At 66.9% G+C, this 19,664-nt stretch carries 20 protein-coding genes; 15 read left to right on the top strand and 5 right to left on the bottom strand.

The annotated features are described in order from the left end of the window. Position 1: 1 nt before the first annotated feature. The 3 genes from napE to CSC78_RS18075 form a co-directional block, all read right to left on the bottom strand. Positions 2-172 carry a periplasmic nitrate reductase, NapE protein gene (napE, locus tag CSC78_RS18085; RefSeq protein ID WP_162339259.1) on the bottom strand — a complete coding sequence of 57 codons (171 nt, stop codon included), beginning with the start codon at positions 170-172 and terminating at the stop codon, positions 2-4. 100 nt (positions 173-272) lie between these two features. Next, positions 273-821: a molybdenum cofactor guanylyltransferase gene (gene mobA, locus CSC78_RS18080; protein ID WP_162339258.1), complete on the bottom strand. Its 549-nt coding sequence runs from the start codon at positions 819-821 to the stop codon at positions 273-275. Then, positions 818-2,065: a molybdopterin molybdotransferase MoeA gene (locus CSC78_RS18075; RefSeq protein ID WP_162339257.1), complete on the bottom strand. Its 1,248-nt coding sequence runs from the start codon at positions 2,063-2,065 to the stop codon at positions 818-820. Before CSC78_RS18075 ends, mobA begins: the two co-directional genes overlap by 4 nt. A gap of 171 nt (positions 2,066-2,236) precedes the next feature. Between CSC78_RS18075 and hemN the strand changes: the two genes are divergently transcribed. From hemN to CSC78_RS18050, 5 genes are all read left to right on the top strand, one after another. Further along, a complete protein-coding gene (gene hemN, locus CSC78_RS18070) occupies positions 2,237-3,634 on the top strand; it encodes an oxygen-independent coproporphyrinogen III oxidase (protein ID WP_162339256.1) in 1,398 nt (465 codons plus the stop codon). A 19-nt stretch (positions 3,635-3,653) separates the two neighbouring features. Beyond that, a complete protein-coding gene (locus CSC78_RS18065) occupies positions 3,654-4,409 on the top strand; it encodes a helix-turn-helix domain-containing protein (protein ID WP_162339255.1) in 756 nt (251 codons plus the stop codon). Between the two features lie 184 nt (positions 4,410-4,593). Further along, a complete protein-coding gene (locus CSC78_RS18060; protein WP_162339254.1) occupies positions 4,594-6,867 on the top strand; it encodes a nitric-oxide reductase large subunit in 2,274 nt (757 codons plus the stop codon). 330 nt (positions 6,868-7,197) lie between these two features. Beyond that, on the top strand, positions 7,198-8,010 hold the full coding sequence (locus tag CSC78_RS18055) for a restriction endonuclease (protein ID WP_162339269.1): 813 nt from the start codon (positions 7,198-7,200) through the stop codon (positions 8,008-8,010). A 73-nt stretch (positions 8,011-8,083) separates the two neighbouring features. After that, positions 8,084-10,042: an AAA family ATPase gene (locus tag CSC78_RS18050; RefSeq protein ID WP_162339253.1), complete on the top strand. Its 1,959-nt coding sequence runs from the start codon at positions 8,084-8,086 to the stop codon at positions 10,040-10,042. A gap of 242 nt (positions 10,043-10,284) precedes the next feature. Here the strand turns inward: CSC78_RS18050 and CSC78_RS18045 are convergent, their stop codons facing one another. Further along, positions 10,285-10,533 carry a hypothetical protein gene (locus tag CSC78_RS18045; RefSeq protein ID WP_162339252.1) on the bottom strand — a complete coding sequence of 83 codons (249 nt, stop codon included), beginning with the start codon at positions 10,531-10,533 and terminating at the stop codon, positions 10,285-10,287. Positions 10,534-10,703: 170 nt separating this feature from the next. Between CSC78_RS18045 and CSC78_RS18040 the strand changes: the two genes are divergently transcribed. From CSC78_RS18040 to CSC78_RS18020, 5 genes are read left to right on the top strand one after another with little or no spacing between them, the layout of a single operon-like run. After that, positions 10,704-11,960, top strand: coding sequence for an NnrS family protein (locus tag CSC78_RS18040; protein ID WP_162339251.1), 1,257 nt, complete (start codon positions 10,704-10,706; stop codon positions 11,958-11,960). Between the two features lie 5 nt (positions 11,961-11,965). Then, a complete protein-coding gene (locus tag CSC78_RS18035) occupies positions 11,966-12,367 on the top strand; it encodes a SirB2 family protein (protein ID WP_162339250.1) in 402 nt (133 codons plus the stop codon). Positions 12,368-12,372: 5 nt separating this feature from the next. Further along, positions 12,373-12,522 carry a hypothetical protein gene (locus CSC78_RS18030; protein ID WP_162339249.1) on the top strand — a complete coding sequence of 50 codons (150 nt, stop codon included), beginning with the start codon at positions 12,373-12,375 and terminating at the stop codon, positions 12,520-12,522. Then, on the top strand, positions 12,507-12,773 hold the full coding sequence (locus CSC78_RS18025) for a DUF2249 domain-containing protein (protein ID WP_162339248.1): 267 nt from the start codon (positions 12,507-12,509) through the stop codon (positions 12,771-12,773). The genes CSC78_RS18030 and CSC78_RS18025 overlap by 16 nt, the downstream gene beginning before the upstream one ends. Beyond that, positions 12,770-14,008, top strand: coding sequence for a hypothetical protein (locus tag CSC78_RS18020; RefSeq protein ID WP_162339247.1), 1,239 nt, complete (start codon positions 12,770-12,772; stop codon positions 14,006-14,008). Before CSC78_RS18025 ends, CSC78_RS18020 begins: the two co-directional genes overlap by 4 nt. A 24-nt stretch (positions 14,009-14,032) precedes the next feature. Here CSC78_RS18020 and CSC78_RS18015 read toward each other — a convergent pair whose 3' ends face one another. Continuing rightward, the gene (locus CSC78_RS18015) at positions 14,033-16,096 is read right to left on the bottom strand and encodes a TonB-dependent copper receptor (protein WP_162339246.1); all 2,064 of its coding nucleotides are present in this window, start codon (positions 16,094-16,096) and stop codon (positions 14,033-14,035) included. 213 nt (positions 16,097-16,309) lie between these two features. Here CSC78_RS18015 and nirK point away from each other — a divergent pair, with 213 nt between their 5' ends. Genes nirK through CSC78_RS17990 form a run of 5 tightly spaced genes read left to right on the top strand, consistent with a single transcriptional unit; the run spans position 16,310 to position 19,523 of the window. Beyond that, on the top strand, positions 16,310-17,362 hold the full coding sequence (gene nirK, locus CSC78_RS18010) for a copper-containing nitrite reductase (protein WP_162339245.1): 1,053 nt from the start codon (positions 16,310-16,312) through the stop codon (positions 17,360-17,362). Positions 17,363-17,369: 7 nt separating this feature from the next. Then, entirely contained in the window at positions 17,370-18,152 is a 783-nt protein-coding gene (locus CSC78_RS18005) for a formylglycine-generating enzyme family protein (RefSeq protein ID WP_162339244.1), read from the top strand. Next, on the top strand, positions 18,149-18,715 hold the full coding sequence (locus tag CSC78_RS18000; protein ID WP_162339243.1) for an SCO family protein: 567 nt from the start codon (positions 18,149-18,151) through the stop codon (positions 18,713-18,715). Before CSC78_RS18005 ends, CSC78_RS18000 begins: the two co-directional genes overlap by 4 nt. Positions 18,716-18,770: 55 nt before the next feature. Further along, on the top strand, positions 18,771-19,226 hold the full coding sequence (gene azu / locus CSC78_RS17995) for an azurin (RefSeq protein ID WP_162339242.1): 456 nt from the start codon (positions 18,771-18,773) through the stop codon (positions 19,224-19,226). Positions 19,227-19,283: 57 nt separating this feature from the next. Continuing rightward, on the top strand, positions 19,284-19,523 hold the full coding sequence (locus tag CSC78_RS17990; protein ID WP_162339241.1) for a hypothetical protein: 240 nt from the start codon (positions 19,284-19,286) through the stop codon (positions 19,521-19,523). Positions 19,524-19,664: the final 141 nt, after the last annotated feature.

Below are 19,664 nucleotides of genomic sequence, written 5' to 3'. Positions count from 1 at the left end.
GTCACGGCCCGGTCGGCGGACCGGAGAACAGCAGTTGCCACATCCAGACGAGGAAGCCGTACCCCGCCACGATCAGCACCGCCATCAACGGGAAGATGACGGCCGTCAGCAGCAGGAACGCGGTGCGCTCCTGCTTCTTGCTCGCAACAGCTGTCCCTTCGCTCTGCTCCATGATGCCTACCTTGCGGGTGGGTACTGGGTGCGACGATGCTGCGGCTGCAGGCTACCACATTCATGTGGCGGGCCATGCCCGGCCATCGGCAGACGCGGTTTCAGGCCAGCGTCTGCAATGTCGCCCAGTCGTCCGGTGTGTTGCAGTTGCGCAGCGCCCGTTGCCAGGGCGCAGCAGGCAGGTGCTCCACGCGCAGCGACTGCTGCAATGCGCGCAACGAGCGCTCGCGTCCCGAGCGACTGCCGATATCGGACATCACCGCGCGCACTCCATCATTGATCCGCAACACCATCGGCAGCATGTGGTCTTCAACGCAGGCGCAGGTGGTTCTCGTCGCCAGCAGTGCGTCGATCAACACCTGTGAAAGCAGGGGCATGTCCACCGGCACGATCAGCCACGTGCCGTCCTCCAGCCGCGGCGCAAGCTGGGCCAGTGCGCCCATGGGCCCGGTGTCGGGGAGCACGTCCGGCACGCCATCGACAGCGGGCCGGTCGCCGCTGACGATCACCCGGTCCGCCCCCGTCGCGCGCAGCACGTCGTGCATGTGGGTGAGCAGCGTGCCGTCACCCCACGGCAGCATCGCCTTGTCGGTGCCCATGCGTGAGGAACGCCCTCCCGCCAGCAGCACCGCGCACCAGCTCCCTGTCATGCCGGCATCCACGACGGCGCCCGCAGATGGCCCTGCCCATGCACCTGCACGAGCGCTCCTGCGTCGGCGCGGGCCGTGTCTTCCGGCAACGTGATCCACACTGACGACTGCGAGAACGGCAGTAGGCGGAACGACGCCTGTGCATCGGCGACGCAGGCCTGCAAACGGCCTTCACCATCGCAGCGCAACGTGCCGTGGAATGCGGTGTGCAGGCCCGCACGCGCGTCGCAGTCGGCGGCCAGCGGCAGGCGGCGCACCGGTTCGGGCGCCATGCCGAGCCACGCACGCAGCAGCGGTTCGACCAGGAAGCGGAAGCCCACCGCCGTCGACAGCGGATTGCCCGGCAACCCGACAAACATCGCGCCTTCGCGCAGGCGTGCCGCCAGCACGGGCTTGCCGGGGCGCATCGCCACACCATGGAAGAGCCGTTCGGCGCCGCGCGCAGCGAGCGCATCGGGCACGAAGTCGTAGCAGCCTTTCGACACTGCGCCCGTGCTGAGCACCAGGTCGACACCGCGGGACAGCGCCGCGTCGATGGCGGCCTGGAAGTTCGCCACGTCGTCACCGACGTGCGAGACCTGGATCATCTCCGCGCCTGCGGCGGCGACCGACGCCGCGAGGTACGGCGACGTCGCATCGTGGATGCCGCCCGCCGGTAGCGGCTCGCCCGCCGCGACGATTTCACGTCCGGTCGCCAGCAGGGCCACGCGCGGACGCCGCGCCACCTCGACGCGGTCGATGCCGGTGCCCGCGAGCAGCATCAGCTGCGCCGTGTCGATGAATGTCCCGGCCTCCAGCACGCGCTGGCCCGGCAACACGTCCTCGCCGCGGCGCCGGATGTTCGCGCCCGGCAACGCATCGACCAGCAGACGTACGCGTGGCGCATGATCCTGACCGTGCGGAGGCAGCCGGTCGATGCGCTCCACCGGCACGACGGTGTCGGCGCGCGCGGGCAGCGACGCGCCGGTCATGATGTCCCACGCGGATGCGTCGTCATGCAGTGGCGGGTCGCCGGCGCCGATGCGCGCGGCGATCTCCCACTCGCTGCCGGTCCGCGCGGCCTGGCCCGCCGACGCCAACGCCACACCATCCATCGCCGCGTTGTCGAACGGCGGCAGCGCGAGCGTCGCCACGACATCGCCGGCGAGCACGCGACCGACCGCATCGGCCAGCGCGACCTGCTGCACGGCCAGGCGGCCCGCGCCGTCCGTCAGTCTCGCCAGTGCCTCGTGGTAACCGATCACCGCGCCTCCCTGTCCCCGCGCTCCGTAGCGACGACCAGCCTAGTGCGGGGCCCGGCACTTGCCAATCCTGGCCGTCCGCGTCGCTTCACGACGCTGAAGCCTGCGGCGGCGTGCCGCACCCGATTGACCCATGTCAAGGACAGCACGGCGCGACCTGCCTAGGCTGCTCCCATGGCCAGCCTGTCTTCCCTCTTCGACCCCGACCTGCTGCGGCGCTACGACACGCCGGGGCCGCGCTACACCTCGTATCCCACGGCACCGCAGTTCTCGCCCGGCTTCCAGGAAGCCGACCTGCGCGCGATGGCCGCGATCAGCAACGGCGACCCGATCCCGCGGCCGCTATCGCTGTACCTGCACATCCCGTTCTGCACCAGCCCGTGCTTCTACTGCGGCTGCAACCGCATCATCACCCGCGACACTGCGCGCGGCGCGTCCTACCTCACCCGTCTGTACCGCGAGGTGGCGATGAGCTCGGCGCTGTTCGACCGCGACCGCGACGTGGAGCAGGTGCACTTCGGCGGCGGCACGCCGAACTTCCTGTCGCCGGCGCAGATCGCCGAAGTGATGGACGTGCTGCGCCGGCACTACTCGTTCGCACCGGCATCGCGGCTGGACTGTTCGATCGAGCTGGATCCGCGCTTCGTCACCCCGGACGACATCGGCGAACTCGCCGCCGCCGGCTTCAATCGCGCCAGCCTGGGCGTGCAGGACTTCGATCCCGAGGTGCAGCGTGCGGTGAACCGCATCCAGAGCGTCGAGCAGACGATGGCGATCATCGACGCCTGCCGTACGCACGGCCTGCAGTCGGTCAACGTTGACCTGATCTACGGCCTGCCGAAGCAGACGCTGGCCGGCTTCTCGCGCACGCTCGACATCACCCTCGACGCGCGGCCCGACCGGCTGGCGATCTACAGCTATGCGCACATGCCCTCGCTGTTCCGCCCGCAGCAGCGCATCAACGCCGACGAACTGCCGGCGCCGGAAGATAAGCTGGGCCTGCTGCAGTGCGCGATCGACAAGCTGGGTGAGGCGGGCTACGTCTACATCGGCATGGACCACTTCGCCCTGCCCGGCGACAGCCTGGCCATCGCGCAGCAGCGCGGTGGCCTGCACCGCAACTTCATGGGTTACACGACGCATGCCGAGAGCGATCTGGTCGGCCTGGGCGTCAGCGCGATCAGCCACATCGGCCCCAGCTTCAGCCAGAACCCGCGCGATCTCGGCAGCTGGGAACAGGCGATCGACCAGGGCCATCTGCCCGTCTGGCGCGGCATGCGGCTGGAGGAGGACGACGTGATCCGCGCCGACGTCATCCAGCAGCTGATGTGCCACGGCACGCTCGACTACCGCGACCTCGGCCGTCGCCACGTGATCGATTTCACGAAGTACTTCGCCGATGCGCTGCAACGGCTGCGTCCGCTGCAGGACGACGGTCTGGTGCAACTGGCCGCCGACGGCCTGCGGGCGACCTCGCGGGGACGACTGCTGTTGCGTATCATCGCGATGTGCTTCGACCGCTACCTGCCCACCACCGCAGCCTCGACGCCTCGCTTCTCGCGCACGGTCTGATCCTCCCGGGAGTGTCCGCATGACCTCGCCGCTGGTCTTTCCGCGCACCGACGCGAGCATCGTCGCCGACGACGGCGATTCGCTGACCTTCTGTTCCACCTGCGCGTTCTCGCAGGCCTGCCTTTCCGAGGGCATGGACAAGCGCGCGTTGATGGACCTGCACGTGCTGGTCGAACACGTCGGACCGCTGCGCGCGGGCGAACACGTGTTCCGCGAGGGCGATCCGTTCGGCGCCATCGCCGCGGTACGCGCCGGCACGGTGAAGACCTACCAGATCGACCGCAACGGGCACGAACAGGTCCTCGGCTTCCACCTGCCCGGCGAAGTGATCGGCCTCAACGCGATCCACGGCGACCGGTACCCATGCAACGCCATCGCGCTGGATACGGTGATGCTGTGCCGCTTCTCGTTCCCCAAGATCGCGATGCTGGCCACCCGCCTGCCCAACCTGCAGCAGCACCTGTTCAAGCTGATGAGCCACGACATCGGCGTGGCCTCGCTGTTCGCGCGCGACAACACCGCCGACGAGCGCATGGCCGCGTTCCTGATCGGCCTGTCGCGGCGACTGGCCGCGCGCGGCTTCTCGCCGCGCCGGTTCCAGCTGACGATGGCGCGCACCGACATCGCCAACTACCTGCGCCAGGCGCCGGAAACCGTCAGCCGCGTGCTGCGCCGGTTCGAGAAGGACGGCCTGCTGCACATCAAGCAGCGCGACGTCGAGATCCTCGACCTCCCCCGCCTGGAAGCCCTCGCGCTGACCGTGCTGCGGGAGTGAGTTTGGCTGCCGGCGTGGGAGCGACGTCAGTCGCGAGCTTGTCCTTCGGGAGCTCCACACGATCGCGACTCACGTCGCTCCTACAGAATGCGACATCGGCTATTCCCTCCCGGCTTGACCTGCGTCATGGAGGCCCCCGGCCGGCGCGCCGATGATGCGGCCGTTCCTCCAGGAGAGCCGCATCATGAATTCGACACGCAAGTTGTGGGTGGGGTTGGCGGCCCTGCTCATTGCGTCGTTCGCCGTCCTGCTCTGGGTCGGCAGCGAAGTACACCGCCAGGCGCCACCCATGCCGGAGCAGGTCGTCGCCGACGACGGCACGGTGGTCTATACCCGCAAGGACATCGAAACCGGTCGCCAGGTCTGGCAGTCCATCGGTGGCCAGCAACTGGGCTCCATCTGGGGCCACGGCGGTTACGTCGCGCCCGACTGGGGTGCGGACTGGCTGCATCGCGAAGCCGTCGCCGTGCTGGACCTGTGGGCCAAGCGCGAGGCGGGCGTCGACAGCTACACGCAGCTGGACGAACCCACCCAGGCCGCCTACGCGAAGCGCGTGCAGCAGCTGCTGCGGCCGAACACCTATGACGAAGCGACACGCACCGTGCGCGTCAGCAACGACCGCGCCCTCGCGATCGCACAGGTGGCCTCGCACTACACCGCCTTGTTCAGCGACGACCCCGGCACCGTCGAGCTGCGCGAGGCCTACGCCATGCGCAACAACACGGTGCCCGATGCCGAGCATCGCCGCCAGCTGACCGCGTTCTACTGGTGGGCAGCGTGGTCGTCGGTGACCGAGCGTCCCGGCGCGGAGATCAGCTACACGGCCAACTGGCCGGCGGACGAGCTGGTCGGCAACACGCCGCCACCGAGCGCCTTCATGTGGACGGTCTTCAGCGTGCTGTTCCTGATCCTCGGCGTTGCACTGCTGGGGTGGCACTACGCGGTCAACCACGGCGACGAGATGGCCCCGGTGCTGCCAAAGACCGATCCGCTCGCGAAGATCAGGATCACCCCGTCGATGCGCGCCACCGCGAAGTACTTCTGGGTGGTCATCGCGCTGTTCGTGGTGCAGATCCTCCTGGGCGCGATCACCGCGCACTACCAGGTGGAAGGCCAGGAGGCCTACGGCTTCGCGCTGGCCGACATCCTGCCGTACTCGCTGACCCGTACCTGGCATACGCAACTCGCGGTGCTGTGGATCGCGACCGCATGGCTGGGCATGGGCCTGTACATCGGCCCGGCGATCTCCGGACATGAGCCGAGATTCCAGAGGCTGGGCGTCAATTTCCTGTGGACATGCCTGCTGATCATCGTGGTGGGTGCGTTCACCGGCCAGTGGTTCGCGGTGATGCAGAAGCTGGGGCTGGAGCACAACTTCTGGTTCGGCCACCAGGGCTGGGAATACGTCGACCTCGGGCGCTTCTGGCAGTGGTTCCTGTTCGTCGGCCTGACCCTGTGGCTGGTGCTGGTGGGCCGTGCGCTGTGGCCAGCGATCCGCCATGGTGGCGAGTCGCGCAGCATCGTCAGCCTGCTGTTTCTATCCACGGTGGCGATCGGCCTGTTCTACGCGGCCGGCCTGATGTGGGGCGAGCACACGCACCTGTCGATGGTCGAGTACTGGCGCTGGTGGGTCGTGCACCTGTGGGTGGAAGGCTTCTTCGAGGTCTTCGCGGTGGCGGTGATCGCCTTCCTGTTCACCCGCCTGGGCCTGCTGCAGACGAAGAGCGCCACGGTCGCGGTGCTGTTCGCCACCATCGTGTTCATGGCCGGCGGCGTGCTGGGCACGCTGCACCACCTGTACTTCACCGGCACGCCGACGGCGGTGATCGCCATCGGCGCGAGCTTCTCGGCGCTGGAAGTGGTACCGCTGGCCTACGTGGGCTTCGAGGCGTACCACAGCTGGAAGATGGGCAAGGCCACGCCGTGGATGCAGCGTTACCGCTGGCCGATCATGTTCTTCATCGCGGTGGCGTTCTGGAACCTGGTGGGCGCGGGCCTGTTCGGCTTCCTGATTAATCCGCCGCTGCCGCTGTACTACATGCAAGGCCTGAACCTGACCCCGAACCACGGCCACACGGCGCTGTTCGGCGTGTACGGCATGCTCGGCATCGGCCTGATGCTGTTCTGCCTGCGCGGTCTGAAGCCGGACGTGGTGTGGAACGAGAAGCTGCTGAAGACGGCGTTCTGGTCGCTCAACATCGGCCTGGGCGGCATGTCGCTGCTGACGCTGTTGCCGCTGGGCATCCTGCAGCTCAACGCGGCGCTGGAGCACGGTTACTGGTTCGCGCGCTCGGCGGAGTTCATGCAGCAGCCGATCGTGGACATGCTGGTGTGGATGCGCGTCCCGGCCGACACGCTCTTCAGCGTGGGCGCCCTGTCGCTGGTGTGGTTCGTGATCAGCCTGTGGCTGTCCCCGCGCCGCGAGCCGCTGCCCGTCGCGCACGCGAACGAAGCCTGACCCTGGAACCGGCCCCTCCGGGTGGGGAGGCCGGGCCACCTGCTGCGGGTTGCAGCGAGAGAGCCGCGACAGCGGCTCTCTTTTTTACGCAGGCATAGGAGGGGGAATCCTTCTCCCCGTTCACGGGGAGAAGGTGGCCGAAGGCCGGATGAGGGGCACCGAAGCTGCAGACCCACGTGCGTCCGGAAGCTCTCCCGGCGCAACGTCCACATCCCTCACTCGACGCGCGCATGCACGAACATGCCGATTCCCGACGAACGGCGCAGAGCCGATGGTGCGCGGCCCCGCCGATCGCGTTATGGTCCCTCACGGGGTGAGAAGGGAAGCCACATGGGACGTGGTCGTCGCGGTTTCATCGACAATCTGGCTGCGCTGCCATGGCCGGTCGGGCTATGCGCGGGGGGCGTGGGCTACCTGGCCATCGCGCACGGCATCCCGCTGCTGTTCGCGCACAACAGTGCCATGGGCGGTGCCTTCCGGGATTTCAATCCGTTCCTGCCGCTGGCGTGGGTCTTCCTGGGCCTGTGCGTGATCGCGGCCAGCATGTCGTTTTTCAGGGCGCGACACACGCGCCGGTTGCTGGATACGCGCACTGGCCTGGACAGCATGGCCGCGCTGGGCTGGCGCGATTTCGAGCGGCTGGTGGGTGAAGCGTTCCGCCGCCGCGGCTACGCTGTGGAAGAAACGGGCCTGGGTGGGGCCGATGGCGGCATCGATCTGGTGCTGCGCCGCGAGGGCCGGCGCATCCTGGTGCAGTGCAAGCAGTGGCGGCGCGAGCGTGTACCGGTCAGCGTGGTGCGCGAGATATACGGGTTGCTGGCGCATCACCGTGCGGATGAAGTGCGCATCGCGGCGCTGGGAGGATTCACGCCGGATGCGGCGCGGTTTGCGGCAGGCAAGCCAATTGCTTTGATAGATGGGCCTACCTTGCTGGCGATGGTGCGGGCCGTGCAGTGGATGGGCAGCGTTGCGGAAGGCATGCAGGCAAAGGTGGAGCCTGTTCTGGGTACGGAAGGACTGCAGGACTCATCCGTGCCGCCCTGCCCGCACTGCAATACGCCCATGGTGCGCAGGAACAATCGGCGCACGGGCGAAGGGTTTTGGGGGTGCCCGGCGTTTCCGGTGTGCAGGGGGACGCGATGAGATGGAGCTCACTTACTGCGCGCCGCCCTGAGTCCAATTTTTCCTAAACACTTTGAAAGAATAAGGGATCGATGTGCTGACTTTAATCAAAGCTCAAGTTTGGAAATACAAATCCATTGAAGATTCAACGCCAGTTACTCTGGCTCCTCAGGTAACGGTTCTTGTCGGCAAGAACGAGTCTGGTAAGACCGCCTTCTTGGAAGCTCTGCACAAGGCAATGCCGCTTGGAGAAGTAAAATACGACTACATCGCTGATTATCCACGCAAAGACCTGGTTCGCTATCGCCCCCAACATGAGACGGGACAGTACCAAAGGATCGTGGAGCTGAGTTTCCGTATCGAGAAACCGTTGGCTGACAGGATAAACAAGGAGGTCTTTGGTGGCGCAGAAGTCGTCGCGCCTAACTCTATGTTCACGCGCGACACGACCATCGGGAATACAAGCACCATCGGGTTCTATGTCGACGAGAAGGTTGCCCTTGCCGCGCTGGAAAGGACACTAGGTGACCTAGAACACAAGAGCGAAGTATTCGCCGATGTCGCTTCACTCATTGATGTTTTGACCAAAATTGAAGCGCTTGAGTTACCCGCCGATAGCAAATTGGCAGCTTTCGCAGCGCAATGGCGTGCTCGGGTAATCAAGCCAAAAGGCTGGGGATTGATCAACGGCCATATCTGGCATACCTATCTATCACCATCCTTGCCAAAATTCCTTTACTTCGACGACTACAAGCTGCTCGAAGGCAAGATCAACCTGCCTGCGTTGCAAAAGCGCATTAATGAAAGCCGATTGACGGACGCCGATGAGACCGCTCAGGGCCTCCTGCAACTAGCGGGGACGACGCTCCAAGAACTGATGGGCGAAGAGGGCTACGAGTCGGCGAAGGCCAAGCTGGAGGCGATCGGTCTCAACATCACACAGAAAATTTTTGAGTTCTGGAAACAGAACCAAGACCTTGACGTCGAATTCGATCTCAAGTCGGACTCCAAGGATGTGCCTCCATTCAATTCCGGCATCAATCTCTACATCCGCATCAAGAATCGACGTCACGGCGTTACCGTGCCTTTCGATCAGCGGAGCAAAGGTTTCATCTGGTTCTTCAGCTTCTTAGTGTGGTTCGATGCCGTGCAGTCGCGGGCCGAGACCAAAGATGCGCTTGTCCTGCTTCTAGACGAGCCAGGTCTGAATCTACATGCTCTAGCCCAGGCAGATTTCCTCGCCTACATCCGTGAGCTAGCCCAGCAGCACCAGATCATCTACACGACGCATTCCCCGTTCATGGTGGATAGCACTCGCCTAGAGGACGTGCGGGTCGTTGAGGACCGGATCAAGGATGGCACGAAGGTGAGTGGGGATCTCGCCGGCTCCTCGGATGAAAGCTTGTTTCCGCTACAGGCAGCACTGGGCTATTCCATCGCGCAAAACCTGTTTATCGCTAAGAAGAACGTCCTTGTCGAAGGGCCTGCTGATCTCATTCTCTTGCAGCACATAGCTTCACTGATCGAGGCAGAAGGAAAGCCCGTGATCGGCGATGCGATTCTGGTGCCGGTGGGTGGACTGGACAAGCTGGCAACATTCGTGGCTCTTCTAGGATCGAATAAACTGAAATTGGCCGTTCTACATGATCGCGCGAGCGCGCCACACCAGAAACTTGAGGATCTAGTTCGACAGAAACTGATAGAACGAAAGCGTGTTCTCGATTTCTCTATGTTCATCGAGCCACAGCCTTCAGAGGCTGACATCGAGGACATGCTACCTCTGGAAATTTACGTGTCCGCATTCAATGCAACCTATGCAAAGGAGCTCGCGGGCAGAAACTTGGAGATTGGCGAGCTTGGCAGGCATCCACGTGTCGTTGAGCGCATTAACCAGTGGCTAAAGGAGAAAGGCATCCTTCTGTTGAAAGACGGCGGATTCAACCATTATCGGGTCGCGCAGGCGGCTATCCCCATGCTTACTGTTGTCAACATGAAGCCCGAATACTTGGCCCGTTTCGAGAAGCTTTTTTCTAAGATAAGCGAAGTTTTGTGAGCCAGCGCAGCCCGGGTAAGCGCAGCGCACCCGGGGCGCTCCACACGAATGCGCTACGTTCCCCGGGTGCGGCCTTTGGCCTTACCCGGGCTACTTGCTACGACCTCGCGCGACGTCCGGATAACTCCGGGTGCGGCGCCCAAGGTTACCCGCGTGTTGCGGGCTGAGCGGATCCCGGCTCGGACGACGATTACTTCCTGCTGCCGGACATGGCGCTAGAATCCTTCGCAATCCTGCACTGATCAGTGCGAACACCCGCCGCAGCACTGCCCGGCCTTGTGGCCGCGCGGTTCGGCGTCACCGGCTTCGGCGTGTTCACCGGCCTCCTTGAGGATCGCGACCACGCGCTCGGTCGGCAGCGTGGTCATCACCATCAGGCGGCCGGTGCCGGATTCAAGGGTGACTTCGGCTTCCGGGTCCCAGGCGCGCAGCGCCTCGGTCATGGCCTGCTGGCGTTCTTCGGACGTGGGGTGGATGGAGTGGTCGGACATCGGGCTTCCTGTGTTCGTCGTGGTCGGCGCGCGGTTGCGCGGATGGCGCGACTGTAGGCGCTGACCGCCCGGCCGGCCTTGACCCCGATCAAGGCCATCGCGGGCGACGAATCGTCGCCCGCCTGATCCACGTCAAGGCGATGCCGCGCGCCCGCGCGCACGCTGCACGCATGAAGATCGACATCATCGCCCCGCCCCGCTCCCGCACCGCCGTCCCGTTGCCCGGCCCCTCGCCCGCGTGGCTGGCGCATGCGCCGCACCGGCTGATGTTCTTCATCGGCGCCGGCAACGTGCTGCTGGCGATGCTGTGGTGGACGCTGTGGCTGGTCGCCACGCGCTGGGGCCTGTGGACGATGCCCGAGACGCCGATCTATGCGGGCTGGCTGCATGCGTTCCTGATGCAGTACCTGGTGCTGCCGAGTTTCATCTTCGGCTTCCTGCTGACCGTGTTCCCACGCTGGATGGGCATGCCCGACCTGAAGCGCTGGCATTACGTGCCGGTCGGGCTGGGCCTGATGGGCGGGCAGCTGGCGATCCTGCTGGGCGTGGCCGGCTGGCAGGCGGGACTGACCGTCGGCTTGTGGATGGCACTGGCCGGCTGGACCGCGGCGCTGCTGACGCTGGGTCGCCTGCTCGCCGACGACACCGCGACGACCTGGCATGCGCGCTCGTGCTTCGCCGGCCTGTTGCTGGGCTGGCTGGGGTTGGCGATGTTCATCGCTTTCGCGCTGGGCGCATCGCCGACGTGGGCGTTCGCCAGCATCAAGCTGGGCGGTTTCGGCCTGCTGCTGCCGGTGTACGTGACGGTGGCGCACCGCATGTTCCCGTTCTTCGCCGGCAACGTGGTGCCGGGCTACGTGCCGTGGCGCTCGCTGCCATGGCTGGGCGCGGTGTGGGCGCTGCTCATGGTGCACCTGGGGCTGGAACTGGTGCATGCCTACGCGTGGCTGTGGCTGGCCGATGCGCCGCTGCTGGTGCTGACCGCGTGGGCGGTGCATCGCTGGTGGCCGCGCGGGCGCATGCCCGGGCTGCTGGCGGTGCTGTTCATCGGCACGGCCTGGCTGCCGATCACCTTCCTGCTGTACGTCGTGCAGAGCGTGACGTTCCTGGCGACAGACGACTTCATCCTCGGACGTGCGCCGATGCATGCGATGTTCGTCGGCTTCTTCGGCAGCCTGCTGGTGGCCATGGTCACGCGCGTGACGCAGGGCCACTCCGGGCGACCGCTGGCGATGACGAAGGTGGCGTGGTTCGCGTTTGTCGCCATCCAGGTGGTCGCCGTGATGCGCATCGTCGCCGACCTCGCGCCGGATGCGATGGCGTGGCAGGCCGCCGCCGCCATCGGCTGGCTGCTGGCACTGGCGCCGTGGGTGGGCCGCATCGGCGGCATCTACCTGAGTCCGCGCGCGGACGGGCGGCCGGGATGAGCGCCATGATGACCTTCTATCCCGACATCAAGCTGGTCCACGTGGCGGCGGCGATGACCAGCGGCACGCTGTTCGCGTTGCGTGCGCTCGGCCTGCTCGCCGGCATGCGCTGGCCACGCGCGGCGCTGGTGCGCTACACCAGCTACACCATCGACACCGTGCTGCTGACCGGCGCGATGATGCTGTTGACGATCCTACCGGCGGGACTGTTCGCCAACGGCTGGTTGGTGGCGAAGATCGTGTTCGTGGTCGCCTACGTCGGCCTCGGCATCGCGGCGTTCCGTCCCTCGTGGAGCCTGGGTGCGCGCGCGGGCCTGGTGACTGCCGCCCTGCTGTGCTTCCTGCAGGTGTACGGCATCGCGCGGGCGCACGATCCCTGGGGCTGGCTGCTGTGGCTGGTCAGCTGACGGACATGGGCAGCGCGTTCGACACCGCGATGCTTCCCGACGCGTTCGGTGCGTGCGCCTGCTGTGTGCGCGAGTCGCTGGATGCGGCTGGCGTGTCGCTCGACTGCAGGTCGGCGGCGGACGATGCGGAGGCCGATGCATGGCACACGAGCTGACCCTGCTGCGCCTGGACCTGCGCGACCTGCCTGCGCCGGAACCGATGGAGCGCATCCTCGACAGCCTCTGTACGCTGCGGCGCGGCGAACGGCTGGTGGCGCTGACACCTCGCCCGCCGGTGCCGTTGCTGCCGATCCTCGATGAGGGCGGCTTTGCCTACCACGTGTATGCCGCGGCCACCGGTACCGCCTGCATCGCCATCTGCCACGCCGAGGACCGGGACGCCCTGCATCCGCCGCGCGCGGCATGAGCGGCCTCGCCTTCGCGCAGGCGCCGTCACCGGCGCTGCCGATACGCTTCCTGTCCACGGCATTGGCCTGGGGCGTCGTGGCGGGCCTGTGGCTGGCGTGGCACGGCGATGCCGTCGCGCTGTCGCGCTGGACCCCGGCCACGCTGGTGCTGGTGCATATGCTCGCGCTGGGCCTGCTCGGCAACGCGATGCTGGGCAGCCTGGTGCAGTTCCTGCCGGTGGCCGCGGGCAGTCCATTGCCGTGCGCACGATGCGTGCCGTGGCTGCACGGTGCGTTCAACGTGGGGTTGGTCGCGTTGCTGGCCACGCTGGCATGGCAGCTGCGCGCGTTGGCATGGCCTGCAGGTGGACTGCTCGGCGCGTCGCTGGTGATGTTCGCGACGCTCGCGCTGGTCGCAGTGGCGCGCGGGAACGGCGAGCGCGTGGTCCGTGACGGCATCGGCCTGGCGCTGATCGCGCTGGTGGCCACGACGATCCTCGGGCTGGTGCTGCTCGCCGCGCGCACCGGATGGCGCACGCCTGCACCACCAGGCCTGGTCGACCTGCATGCCTCGATCGGTGGCATCGGCTGGATGCTCGGGCTGCTCGCGGCCGTCGGCAGCGTGACGTTGCCGATGCTGCAGGGCACGCGCGCGCCATCGCCCGCCGTCGTACGTGCATGGCAGGTGGCGGTGCTGGCAACGCTGGGGCTGATGATCGCGTGGCAGGCGGAGGCGGTGCCGCAGGCCGTCGTGCGCATGGCGGCGTGGCCGTTCGCGATGTTCGCGCTGGCCGTGTTCCTGCTGCAGGCGCGTGCTCCGCACCGCCGCAATCCGGTGCTGCGCCGCTTCTGGCAGGCGGGCTGCACGTGCCTGCTCGCGGCGAGCGCGGTCATCGCGTGGCCCGATCCAGCGCCGATGCAGGTCGGCGCACTCGTCCTCGGTGCCGGCGTGCCGCTGCTGGTGGTCGGCATGGCGCTGGAGATCACCGCCTTCCTCACCTGGATCGCGCTGCGGCAGCGCGTGCCGCGCGGCATCCGCGTGCCGGGCGTGGGCAGTCTGTTCGACGACGCGCACAAGCGGCGTGCCTTCCTGCTGCATGCGATCGCCGGCGCACTCCTGGTGGTCGCGACGCTCGCGCCCGCCGTCGCGCGGCTCGCGGGCGTCGCGCTGGCCCTGGCGTATGCGGTGAGCCTGCACGCGCAATGGCGGTGCTGGCGGCAGGCGTGGACATGGCAGGCCGACGGTCCCGGCTGATGGCCGGAACCGGAGACCTGTGCGTCAGTAGCGCAGGTTGAGCTTCACCCACGCGGTGCGGCCGGGTTCGCCTATGCGCACCGGATCGGCCGGATAACCGAAAGCGCTGTTGCCGCCCAGGTTGAGGTGCTCGCTGTAGGCGCGGTCGAACAGGTTGTCGATGCCGGCCGTGAGCTGCACCGCATCGCTGAACCGGTAGCCGCCATTGAGCGAGAACACCGCGAAACCGGCACTCGGCCCGAGGTCGCGGCCGACGATGTTGCCCTGGCTCGTGCTGACGCGATCCTGCGACGCCGCCACGCGCCACAGCGCGCCCCACGTCCACGCGCCCTGCTCGCGGCTGGCGGACAGGCGCGCCTCCAGCGGCGGCATCTGCGGCAACGCGGTGCCCGTGTCGCGCACCTCGCCCCAGGCATAGGACAGTGCGCCGGACAGCTTCCAGCCGTCGGCGGGCCGCCAGTCGACGCCGGCCTCGCCACCGCGGATGGCGGCGTCGACGTTGTGCGCCTGCGTGGTGTTGCCCATCATCCCGCGGGCGTAGTCGAACAGGATGAAGTCCTGCACGCGTCCGGCGTACAGCGAGGCCCAGGCGTCGACCTTGCTGCCTTTGTATTGCACACCGATGTCGAGCTGCGTGGTGCGTTCGGGCTGAACGCCGGCGAAGGCGTTCGCTGCGCCGGCCGGGCCGCGCGTCGGCGAGAACAGTTCCCAGTAGTCGGGCATCCGCTGGGTGTGGCCGAGGCCGGCGTAGGCGCCCCAGCGACCGCCCATGTCGTACTCGTAGCGCACGAACGCGCTGGGCAGCGACTCCTCGCGTGCCATGCCGGCGGTGGGATTCGGCATCGGCATCATGCCGCCGGTACGCAGGCGCAGGTCTTCCACCCTGGCGCGATCGAGGCGCACACCGCTCATCAGGTGATGGGTGTCGGTGATGTGCCAGTGCGACTCGGCGAACACGCCCCAGGTCTGGAACTTCGCATCGACCGTCCACGGCAGCGCGCGGTAGGCGCCACGACCCGACGCACTGCGCTGGCTGTGCCGGCTCGCACGCAGGTCGGCGCCGGCCGTCACCTCCCAACGATCCGCCTGCCACGTGGTCGCCACGCGGCCACCGCGCGTGCGGTGCGCAACGTTGCTGGCCATCGGCATGGGCATGCTGCCGGCCGGGTCCGGATCGCGCAGCGTGTAGTTGTCCATCACGTGGTCCACGTCGTTCTGGTAGACGTTGGCCACCACGGCATCGAGCACGCCGCCGATGCGCTTCTTCTCGAAGCGCACGCCCAGGCTGTCGCGCCTGAACTGCGCACCATCCATGCCACGACCGGCGTAGCGCGCCTGCGCGTCGCCGGTGCCGGCGCTGAGTTCCAGCACCGTGTCCTCGTCCAGCGTCCAGCCGAGCGCGGCGTCGGCGTTCCACTTCTTCCATGCCGACGGCACCACGTCGCCGTTGCCGTCCTCGTAGTCGTCGGCTTCGGAGCGGTTGGCGGATACGCGCGCATAGCCGCGCGGCGTACCGGCGCTGATGTCGAGCACCTGGTCGTTGCGGTTGCCGCTGCCCACCAGCGCACTGCCGGAGGCCTGCACGCCGGGCTCGGCGAAGTACGGGATTTCGCGCTCGAAGCGCACCGTGCCGGCGGATGCACCGCCGCCCCACAGCACCGTCTGCGGCCCTTTGATGACGATCAGGCGGTCGTAGGTTTCCGGCGCGATGTAGGACAGCGCATTGTCCATGCGCGACGGGCAGGCGCCGCTCATCGCGCCGTCGTTGGTCATCAGGTTGATGCGCGAGCCGAACATGCCGCGCAGCACCGGATCGCCGTTGGTGCCGCCGCTGCGCAGCGTGGCGAAACCGGGAATCGTCTTCAGGTAGTCCGCACCGTCGCTGGCCGGCACCGGCTGGCGCGGCAGCTTGGGGTCGGTGATGAAGGTGGTCGCCATCGCGGGCGCGACGCCGACCACGACGATGCCGTCCAGCGTGGTCGTCGCCATCGTGTCGGCGTGCATCGCGGCGTGCGCGTCGTCCGCGTGCGCCAGTGGCATGTTCGCGAGTGCGCCCAGCAGGGCGACGGTCAACAGATGACGGTTCATGACGCCTCTCCACGTGTGATGCGGCCATTCTCGCGACGCACCCTGGAGTGCAGATGCGACGCGTTGTCGCAGGCATGGCGACGCTTGACTTTGGTCAAGCCCGCGCACTAATCCCTGCGTCCGACCCCGTCGGATTGATCGAGATCAACGTCGCGCTTCCGTCGCGTTTCCACCATGGCCACACACCCACCGAGAGCCATCGAAGGAAACCCCATGAAACGCCTTTACCCGTCCCTGCTCGCCTGCGCCCTCGCCGCGCTGTTCGCCGGCCCCGCCTTCGCCGAGGGTGGCAAGATCACCCCCGCCGGCGAAACGATCCACGCCGTGCTCACGGCGCCGCCGATGGTGCCGCCGCCGATCACGCGCAAGACGCCCGCCCACGTCGTCGTCGATCTGGAAATGATCGAGAAGGACATGCGCATGGCCGACGGCGTGACCTACAACTTCTGGACGTTCGGCGGCACCGTGCCGGGCAGCTTCATCCGCGTGCGCAAGGGCGACACGGTGGAGTTCAAGCTGAAGAACCGCCATGACTCGCACATGTCGCACAACATCGACCTGCATGCCGTCACCGGCCAGGGCGGCGGTGCCGAGGCCACGTTCACCCTGCCGGGCAAGGAAACGCAGTTCTCGTTCAAGGCGCTGAATCCGGGCCTGTACATCTACCACTGCGCGATGGCACCGGTCGGCATGCACATCGCCAACGGCATGTACGGCCTGATCCTGGTGGAACCGGAAGAAGGCCTGCCGCCGGTCGACAAGGAGTTCTACGTGGTGCAGGGCGACTTCTACACCGAGGGCGCGTACGGCGAGCCGGGCCTGCAGCCCTTCAGCCTGGAAAAGGCCATCGACGAGCATCCGACCTACGTGGTGTTCAACGGTTCGGTCGATGCACTGCAGGGCGACAACGCGCTGACGGCCAAGGCGGGCGAGACGATCCGCATGTTCGTCGGCAACGGCGGCCCGAACCTGGTCTCCAGCTTCCACGTGATCGGCGAGATCTTCGACAAGGTCTATACCGAGGGTGGCAGCAAGTACCAGGAGAACGTGCAGACCACGCTGATCCCGGCCGGCGGTTCGGCCATGGTCGAGTTCAAGGCGGACGTGCCCGGCAACTTCGTGCTGGTCGACCACAGCATCTTCCGCACGTTCCACAAGGGCTCGCTGGGCATCCTCAAGGTCGAGGGCGCGAAGAACCCGGACATCTACACGGGCCAGCAGCACGACATCGAGTATCCGGAAGCCAAGCCGGCGGCCGGGAAGTGAGGAACGGATGACACGGACGCTGCCCCCGACCACCCTGCTCCTTGCGCTCGCGCTGGCACCCGCCTTCGCGGTCGCCGGCGATGCCGGCAACGCGTACCGGCTGGTCGAGGGCGGCGACTTCCGTTCTTCCGTGCGTTTCGAAGAGACCACCCGCGTGGTGCGGGTGGCCTCGTTCTCGCTGATGGAGAACCCCGTCAGCAACCGCGATTTTTCCGCGTTCCTCGAACAACAGCCGCAGTGGCGCCGCGACCGCATTCCCGCGGTGTTCGCCAGCCCGGGCTACCTGGGCCAGTGGGCCAGTGCCGACACGCCCGGCGACAACGTCGACCTCGACGCCCCGGTCGTGCACGTGAACTGGTACGCCGCCGATGCCTATTGCCGCGCCCAGCAGGCACGCCTGCCACGCTTCGTCGAATGGGAGTACGCCGCAGCGGCCGATGCCACGCGCCGTGATGCGCGCAACGATGCGGCGTGGCGGATGCGCCAGGTCAACGACGGCACGCCGCATGCGATCGATGCCGCGCCCGGCGCACCGGCGAACGCCTACGGCATCCGCGGCCTGCATGGCGCGCACTGGGAATGGAGCGAGGACGTCGCCTCGCTGCTCGGCGACGGCGACCGTCGTGGCCAGCAGGACGGCGAGGCGTTGCGCTACTGCGGCGCCACCGCGATGAGCTTCAACGATCCCGGCGATTACGGCGTGGTCAAGCGCTTCGTCCTGCTGTCGGCGCTGCAACCCGCGGCCACGCTGGGCAACCTCGGTTTCCGCTGTGCAAGGAGCACACCATGAAGATGCCTTCCCTGTTCCTCTCCGCCCTGCTGGCCATGGCGGCACCGCTGCACGCCCAGTCGCTGCCGGGCGATTCGGTCTACCACCTGCCGGCGGCCACGCAGGATGCCGACGGCCACCCCGTCGCCTGGTCGTCGCTGCGCGGCCAAGCCCGCGTGGTGTCGATGTTCTACACGCACTGCCACCTGATGTGCCCGCTGATACTGGAGAACGCCAAGAGCGTGCAGAAGCAGCTGACGCCGGACGAACGCCGGCGCTTGGGCGTGGTCATGGTCAGCCTGGACCCGGCCCGCGACACCCCCGCCGCGATGCGCGAAGTGGCGAAGCGCCATCGCGCGCCGGACGGCTGGCAGTTCCTGACCCCCGCCGACAACGACGTGCGTGCCATCGCCAGCGTGCTGGACGTGCGCTACCGCTTCCGCGAGGACGGCAGCATCAACCACACCAGCGTGCTGGTGCTGCTGGATGCCGAGGGTCGCGTCCGCGCCCGCAGCGAGGTGAACGGCGCCGCTGCCGATCCGGTCTTCCTGATCCAGGTCAAGGCGCTGCTTGCCGGGCCGTGATGACATGGCACCCACACCCCTCCCTCATCCGACGATTTCCCCAAGGAGTTCCACCATGAAGCTCTCCCGCACCTTCGCCACCATCGCCCTGCTCAGCGCCGCCGGCATGGCGCAGGCGGCCGGCAACTGCACCGTCAGCCTCAAGGGCGACGACGCCATGAAGTTCGACCTTAAGGAGGCCACCGTCTCCGCCAGCTGCCCGACCATCACCATCGAACTGACCCACAGCGGCAAGCTGCCGGTCACCGCGATGGGCCACAACATCGTCGTCTCGAAGACCGCTGACCTGGCCGCCGTCGCCCGCGACGGCATGAAGGCCGGTGCGGCCGGCGCCTACGTGCAGGCTGGCGACGCGCGCGTGGTCGCGCATACCTCGCTGATCGGCGGCGGCCAGAAGACCAAGATCACCTTCCCCGGCAAGAAGCTCACCGCCGGCGGCGACTACAGCTTCTTCTGCAGCTTCCCCGGCCACTCCACCCTGATGAAGGGCAAGCTGGTCGTCACCAAGTAAGCCAAGTCCGCATTCGACGCGTCGTCGCAGCAGGCGACGCGTCCAAGGAGCCGTGCGATGGAATACGTAATCCGCTCAGGCAACATTCCCGTCGACCTCGGCCTGCTGGCTCACCAACTGCTGGACCTCGATCCGGCCATACTTTTCGACCGCGACGTAGTGACAGGAAACCTGCGCTGCGCGACCAGTGCGCTCGCCGCTGAACTGCTACTGGCATTCTCCAGAGCGGGATATCACCTCGGACCAGAGAACATCGTGCTGGTCCCTTCTGTTTGTTGTGGGGGTTGCAGCGGTTGATGTCCGCTTTGGGTCGCGGATTCATATGATCGACGCAACACACGGATAGCTGCATAGGCAGCAGGAGTGTTGCGAATGAAGCGCAGGAAGAGGCTCTACTACACCGACACCGAGAAGGCACTGATGTGGGATCGCTGGCAG

This window comes from Pseudoxanthomonas japonensis (genome assembly GCF_010093445.1).
Classification (GTDB): Bacteria; Pseudomonadota; Gammaproteobacteria; order Xanthomonadales; family Xanthomonadaceae; genus Pseudoxanthomonas_A; species Pseudoxanthomonas_A japonensis.
The sequence above is the reverse complement of the archived record's forward strand: the minus strand, read 5'-3'. Positions and strand labels throughout refer to the sequence as shown.